The organism is Gallibacterium faecale (assembly GCF_027920745.1).
In the GTDB taxonomy this organism is placed as follows: Bacteria; Pseudomonadota; Gammaproteobacteria; order Enterobacterales; family Pasteurellaceae; genus Gallibacterium; species Gallibacterium faecale.
In genome coordinates this window covers 1-2,641 of sequence record NZ_JAQIBB010000040.1, presented here as the reverse complement: position 1 = coordinate 2,641, position 2,641 = coordinate 1, and the positions used below count along the sequence as shown (strand labels likewise).

Here is a 2,641-nt window from a genome sequence, read left to right as displayed (position 1 = left end):
CTATTACTTTGACGCCCTTGTGGGAGGGTGCGAACACGGCCATCATTAAACACTAACGTAATGCTGGTTACTTTTCCGCGTACACAAGAGAGTGTCCAGTCTCCGCTAGCGGTTCCAGATAAAATTGCCCCCTCGACATTTGGTAGCATCATCCCATTGGCGGTCAGGTTTTCTTTACCAACTAATACTTTGAATGGGTAAGGATCATTGACTACACCATCAATGGGTACACGCCCTAAGAGAGCGGTCATGGCTACTGAGCCAATTAAGGTGGAATTTTCAGGCAAGGTATAAATTGGTACAGGTGGTTTTTCATCACGCGTTTTACTTTTTACGCCCGTTAAATCTTCGTGCGCTTTGCCTACCATTGAATTATCTAGCTCATTAAATAAACTTGGAAAACCAAAGGAATCCGCTTGTTGTCCAGCTGCAACAGGTTTGCCATTACGGTCTAATGCTTGCATATCCGCTGGCATTACCCACTGCATACCCATTGAAACATCGCCATTAATAGGAATATCGCCAAAGCCCTCATCTACACTTGTATTCTTTTGTTCTTGAGTTTGAGTTGGTGAAGTGGCATTAAAATCAAACTGTGGTAAATTGGCTAACTTCTGCTCAAGCTGATCAGTTAAGCTTGCTGCACGTTGTTCAAACTCAACGGTGAGGTTATTACGTTCACGCTCTAATGCGCTCTGAATCTGTGCATCAACATTGGTTTGTTGATCTGTTAGCTGTTTATTCCGTTTTAAGAGATCGGCATTTTGTGCTTTCACCTCTTCAATATCTTGACGAGTTCGCTTTAGTGTACCGACTAAAGTGCGAATCGTGTCCTGTGGTGTATCCCCATCGATTCCCAACGCACGTAATTCTTCTGGCTTTAAGTCATAAATGGTTGATTGTACTGGTGTAGTACTGACTTCAGAATTTGATTTATAGGCTTTAATCCCGATAAAAACAGCAATAGCGATAGCGGACGGTACAATAATTTTTAACAGGCTATTTTGCTTGAGTTGCATCTTATTTTCCCTCCGATTGATGAGTACGAGTAGATTTCACTGTTTTTTTAGCTACACGTTTGGGTTCTGCAATCACTGCATTATCTGCACTACCGAGAGAGATAAGATAAACCGTTGTGGTATCTTCTGCCGTTCCTTTTCCGCCTAACCAGTTGTGTTGATAAGTCGCTGCATAAAAGCGTCCTTGAATATAGCGAGGATCAAGTTTGATAATTTCAGCAGATTGATTTTTAAGTTTTACCGCAGTGACTACATAATCCCCAAGTTGCCAGGCTGCTAATGGTGTTGCTTTAACAGGTAAGCCTGGTAACAGTGTTGTAATGTTAGTAGGCAAACGATGATGAACACTTTGTACACCATCTAGCGGTTCAACGGTGCGAAGTGGCGCATATAAAGATTGGGCTGCATAACGCGTTAGTGCTGCTGGCGTAGGTAAACTGGATTTTGGTTGTGTTATCTCTGAAAGTGGCTGGTTTTCTTGCTCAATGTCACCAAAAGTGGCGCTGTCTGTTGCCTGTTTTGGCTCATAAACTAACTTAATTGGCTCTAATTTATCTTTATTTGCTTTCGCTTCGACATCAAGCAGGATAATTTCGCCATTTTGCATATCCTGTAATTGCAAACGGGTTTCAGGAAATGCTTGTGTGGGTTTTAAATAGAGTGTTCCGCCTGCATTTTGAATACGCAACTTTCCAGATAAAGACGGTGGGTAACCAATTTTTACATTTCGCTCAATAAAAATGATCCGTTCTTGTTCCACATTTAAGTCAATCGCTAAAGGAGTACGTTGCCACTGCATTAATATCTCTGCTGATGTTTGTAGAGAGATAACACTGGTAACAACAAATAAAGTCAGTTTCGTTGTAGTAGATAATTTCATTATTTATTTCCTTCTTCTGCACTGATCAGCTCTAGGCGTTTAGGGGTTTCAGCATAACAATCTAAAGCAAGTCCCCATGGATTATGTTCAAGATCGCTTTCCATCCTAACGACTTTGACGGGATAACGTACTAATGTACGTTTCACTGCTTCATCACCGTAATATTCGTCTGTGGTTAAATCTAAATTCACTATCCAATCATCTTGACTGAGTACTTGTACCCGACTGTTACTAAATCCACGTCCAGGGATTTCATAAACACCCCTAATCCGATTTTTTAGCTCACCAAAACTATCTCTATCTTTGTAATCTTGCTCTAAAAATGCTTTACAACCAGGTGTGAGATAATTACTGAGTGCAAAAATATTACGCTTATAGTCTTCTTGCCCATTGGCAGGCCATCTATTCAGCTGCTGAAAAATATAAAATGCGAAGCCATACACCGTAGAAGTGGGCACTTCCCACCAAGGACGCTGACTAGCGCCTCTTAAATCAGGCGGTGTATAAATTTGCAAGCGGCTAGGTGCAGTTGACCAGCCAATTCCCATCAAAATAATCACAGCGAACAGGCCAATAATGACAATGCGCAATGTCTTAATGTGATGTTCTTTATCCGTTAAACGATTTTTAAATATGCTTTTCATAGAAACCTACTAATAATGTAATGAATGGCTAGCGACGAATTGACCAATGACGTTTTTGTGGAGATGAGTTGATAAGTAAACGATTACGCCCAAATCGC

General features: G+C 41.0%; 3 protein-coding genes. All 3 read right to left on the bottom strand.

The window, feature by feature from the left end; genetic code table 11:
• Positions 1-1,019, bottom strand: a 1,019-nt coding sequence (locus tag PF272_RS03180; RefSeq protein ID WP_271141603.1) for a TIGR03752 family integrating conjugative element protein, incomplete at its 3' end; no start/stop codon positions are given.
• A 1-nt stretch (position 1,020) separates the two neighbouring features.
• The gene (locus PF272_RS03175) at positions 1,021-1,899 is read right to left on the bottom strand and encodes a TIGR03749 family integrating conjugative element protein (RefSeq protein ID WP_271141602.1); all 879 of its coding nucleotides are present in this window, start codon (positions 1,897-1,899) and stop codon (positions 1,021-1,023) included.
• On the bottom strand, positions 1,899-2,543 hold the full coding sequence (locus tag PF272_RS03170; protein WP_271141601.1) for a PFL_4703 family integrating conjugative element protein: 645 nt from the start codon (positions 2,541-2,543) through the stop codon (positions 1,899-1,901). The genes PF272_RS03175 and PF272_RS03170 overlap by 1 nt, the downstream gene beginning before the upstream one ends.
• Positions 2,544-2,641 lie beyond the last annotated feature (98 nt).

What these genes read in the sequence shown, in the direction of transcription:
- PF272_RS03170 (WP_271141601.1), bottom strand. Translation starts at nt 2,543, where the DNA reads ATGAAAAGCATATTTAAAAATCGTTTAACGGATAAAGAACATCACATT.
- PF272_RS03175 (WP_271141602.1), bottom strand. Translation starts at nt 1,899, where the DNA reads ATGAAATTATCTACTACAACGAAACTGACTTTATTTGTTGTTACCAGT.